This window comes from Streptomyces sp. NPDC058964 (assembly GCF_042741275.1).
Lineage (GTDB): Bacteria > Actinomycetota > Actinomycetes > Streptomycetales > Streptomycetaceae > Streptomyces.
In genome coordinates this window covers 1-3,803 of record NZ_JBHYKH010000691.1, presented here as the reverse complement: position 1 = coordinate 3,803, position 3,803 = coordinate 1, and the positions used below count along the sequence as shown (strand labels likewise).

Below are 3,803 nucleotides of genomic sequence, written 5' to 3'. Positions count from 1 at the left end.
GGTCCCTGCTCGGATACACGGGGACGACCGCGGCGGGAGCGATGGCCGGCGGCGCGGCATCGGCGCAGCCGGCCCGGGCCGCCGAGGCGGAGACGGAGACGGCGTCCGCCGATTTCCCCGTGGGGACGCTCTTCACCGGACACAGCAGCATCGGCGACATCGACGCGTATCTGGAGATCAAGTTCAGCGTCGACACGGCCGAGGCCCCGTCGGCCCACCGTATCGAACCCGCGGAGATCGCCAAGCTGCTCAACGACTTCGCCGCATCCCGGGGCTGGCCGTCCATCACGTTCTACGGCACTCCCGCGCCCGCCCCGCTGAACTGACGATTCCGGAAGCGGCCGTGCGCCGGACCCGGCATGGGTAGGGTCCAGCGCATGGCTGCCGTGCTCTTCGATTTCTCCGGGACCCTCTTCCGTATCGAGTCCGCCGAGTCCTGGCTGCGCGCCGTACTGGCCGAGGCGTCCCTGACCCTGACCGCGTCCGAACTCGCCGAAAAGGCGGCGGCATTGGAGGTCGCCGGCGCGCTGCCGGGCGGCGCTCCCCCAGTCGAACTGCCCCGGGAGCTCGTCGGCGTGTGGGCGGTCCGCGACGAGAGCGCCGAACTGCACCGGGCCGCCTACACCGGCCTGTCCCGTCGCGTCGCGCTCCCCGACCCGGCACTGCACGACGCCTTGTACGAGCGGCACAAGTCCCCCGCCGCCTGGTCTCCGTACCCCGACGCCGCCCAGGTGCTGAGCACACTGCGCGAGCGCGGGATCGCGGTCGGCGTGGTCAGCAACATCGGCTGGGACGTGCGCCCGGTCTTCCGCGAGCACGGGCTCGACGGACATGTGGACACGTACGTACTGTCGTACGAACACGGCGTCCAGAAGCCGGACTCACGGCTGTTCTCCGTCGCCTGTGAGGCGCTCGGCGCCGACCCGCGCGAGGTGCTGATGGTCGGCGACAGCCGGTCGGCGGACGGCGGGGCGGCGGCGCTCGGGTGCCGGGTGCACTTCGTGGACCACCTGCCGGTGACCGAGCGGCCGGACGCCCTGCTGCCGGTGCTGGACCTGATGGGCCGGCCCTGGACCGGTACGCGCCGTCCGCCTGAGACGATCCCCCGCGTCGCCCCAGACGGACGGCAGCCCTGAAGAGGCCCGCACAGAAGCCGGGCCTGATGCGTTGAGTATAGTTGGCTGGCAGCCAGTCAACGCAGGAGTTACAGCATGTCCCCGCGCAGCGCATCGGTCAATGAAGAGTTGCGCCGACGTTCCCGCGAGCGGCTTCTGCAGGCCGCGGTCGAGCTGGTCGACGAGCGCGGATTCGAGGCCACGACCCTGGGCGACATCGCGGACCGGGCGGGTTCGGCGCGCGGACTGGTGTCGTACTACTTTCCGGGCAAGCGCCAGCTGGTCCAGTCGGCGGTGCACCGGCTGATGCACCGCACGCTGGAGGAGGCCCTGGAGCGCGAACCCCGCACCGACAACGGCCGGGAGCGGCTGGCCAGGGCCATCGACGCGATCCTGGGACTGGCGAACGAACGGCCCGTGCTGATGCGGCAGCACATGGCCGGGCTCCTGCAGGCCCAGGGTTTCGTGCAGTGCCCGGAGCAGCGGCGCCTGTCGGAGCTGCTGAGCGACACGGTGGCCCGGTACGGCTCCGAGGACGTCACGGCCGACTACCCGATGCTGCGTGCCGTGCTGATGGGGGCGGTGTACGCGGCACTGGTTCCCGGGGTGCCGATGCCGGTCCCGGTCCTGCGGGCCGAGTTGTTCGAGCGGTACGAACTCGACTGGGAGCTGGGCGTCCCGCCCGGGACCGAGCCGTCCGGTGGGACGTGCGAGAAGGATCTGTCGCGTTTCTTCGCGACGGACGACCGGCCGGAGTAGCCGGGCCCCGCCCCCGGCGCCGTGTGTGCGGAGGGCCGGAAAGTCCACATCGCGCCCGCGAGGGCCCTTCCGGCGCGCACACGGCGCAACCGCCTGATCTCACTCCATACGGGCGGACACGCGTCCGCATCACCCGACCGCACCCTGTCAGCCCGGCCTGAGCGGTGCAATGCTGGAACCACCAGCGATCTCCTCCGGCCTCCCGGGGAAGGAGTTCCGCCGTGCTGCGTGTCGCCGTCGTCGGCTCAGGGCCGAGCGGGTGCTACACCGCCCAGTGCCTGGTCCAGCAGGACCCCGAGGTGCTCGTGGACGTCCTGGACCGGCTGCCGTGCCCCTTCGGCCTGGTGCGCTACGGGGTGGCACCGGACCACGAGAAAATAAAGTCGCTGCAGGGGAACCTCCGGACGGTCCTGGAGCACGACCGGGTGCGGTTCCTCGGTGGGGTGCGGGTGGGCGGGCCGGGCGGCCTGCCGGTGGAACGGCTGCGGACCCTGTACCACGCGGTGGTGTACTGCGTGGGCGCAGCGACCGACCGGCACCTCGGCATTCCCGGCGAGGATCTGCCGGGCAGCTGGTCGGCGACCGAGTTCGTGTCCTGGTACAGCGCGCATCCGGACTCCGTGGCGGAGGAGGGTTTCGTACGCGAGGTCCGGTCGGCCGTCGTCATCGGCGTGGGCAACGTCGCGGTGGACGTCACCCGGATGCTGGCCCGTGGCGCGGCGGAGCTGAGCCCCACCGACATGCCGCAGCAGGCGCTGGCCGCGCTGGCGGCGAGCGGGGTGACCGAGGTCGGCATGGTGGGCCGGCGGGGCCCCTCGCAGGCCCGGTTCACCACGAAGGAGCTGCGCGAGCTGGGCGGCCTGCCCGACACCGAAGTCATCGTGGATCCGGCCGAGTTGGCGTTGGATCCGGCCTACGCCGACCCTTCGGGGCTGCCCGCGCCGCAGCGCCGGAACGTGGACGTGCTGCGCGGCTGGGCGGACCGGCCGGCCGGGGACGCGGCGCGGCACATCCGGCTGCGGTTCTTCCTGCGGCCGGTCGAACTGCTGGCCGACGGCGGCCGGGTGGGCGCGGTGCGTTTCGAGCGGACGGTGCCGGACGGGCACGGCGGAGTGACCGGGACCGGCCGGTTCGAGGACGTGGAGGCGCAGTTGGTGCTGCGCTCGGTGGGCTATCGCGGAGTGCCGCTGGAGGGACTGCCCTTCGACACGGTCAGCGGCACCGTGCCGCACACGGGCGGCCGTGTGGTGCGTGGCGGAACCGCGTCCCCGGGCGAGTACGTGGCCGGGTGGATCAAGCGCGGTCCGACCGGCGTCATCGGCACCAACCGCCCGTGCGCCAAGGAGACGGTGACGTCCCTGCTGGCGGACGCCCCCGCGCTCGTGCACAAGGACGTGCCGCCGGATCCCGCCGCCGTCCTGCGGGCAGCGGGCACCGAGACGATCGGGTGGGCCGGGTGGCAGGCGATCGAGCGGGCGGAGGCGGAACTGGGGGCCCGGCTGGGGCGCGGCATCGTGAAACTGGCCGACTGGGACTCACTGCTGACGGCGGCGCGGACGGCGGCCCCGTAACGGAGCCCGCCCACGGCGCGGGCCGGCCCGGCTGCCCGGCTACCACCTTCCCGCGAGGGCCGGTTCAGCCGTCTTCCCCGAGGCGGGCGGCCTGCCGTCCGGCGGCGGCCAGCAGGCTGTCGAGAAGCCCGGGGAAGAGCTCCTCCAGGTCGTCCCTGCGCAGGCCGTTCATCTTGGCCGTACCCCGGTAGGTCTGCCGGATCACACCACTCTCGCGCAGCACCCGGAAGTGGTGCGTGGTCGTGGACTTGGCGACCGGCACCTCGAACCGTGAACAGGAGAGGGCGGCGCCCCCCGCGGGGGCGGGGCGCCACAATAGCACCCCCCCCCGCGCGCGGTCGGGGGGGGGGGCCGCCCC

Annotated in this window: 5 protein-coding genes; 4 read left to right on the top strand and 1 reads right to left on the bottom strand. The window is 73.0% G+C overall.

The features are described 5' to 3' along the window. The 4 genes from ACFW2E_RS43095 to ACFW2E_RS43080 form a co-directional block, all read left to right on the top strand. On the top strand, positions 1–326 hold a 326-nt coding region (locus tag ACFW2E_RS43095), incomplete at its 5' end, for a hypothetical protein (protein WP_384476528.1). A gap of 51 nt (positions 327–377) precedes the next feature. After that, entirely contained in the window at positions 378–1,136 is a 759-nt protein-coding gene (locus ACFW2E_RS43090) for an HAD family hydrolase (RefSeq protein WP_384476526.1), read from the top strand. Positions 1,137–1,211: 75 nt separating this feature from the next. Beyond that, the gene (locus tag ACFW2E_RS43085; RefSeq protein WP_384476523.1) at positions 1,212–1,874 is read left to right on the top strand and encodes a TetR/AcrR family transcriptional regulator; all 663 of its coding nucleotides are present in this window, start codon (positions 1,212–1,214) and stop codon (positions 1,872–1,874) included. Between the two features lie 221 nt (positions 1,875–2,095). After that, positions 2,096–3,445: an FAD-dependent oxidoreductase gene (locus tag ACFW2E_RS43080; protein WP_384476520.1), complete on the top strand. Its 1,350-nt coding sequence runs from the start codon at positions 2,096–2,098 to the stop codon at positions 3,443–3,445. Positions 3,446–3,509: 64 nt separating this feature from the next. Here the strand turns inward: ACFW2E_RS43080 and ACFW2E_RS43075 are convergent. After that, a partial coding sequence (locus tag ACFW2E_RS43075; protein WP_384476517.1) for an ArsR/SmtB family transcription factor occupies positions 3,510–3,803 on the bottom strand: 294 nt, incomplete at its 5' end.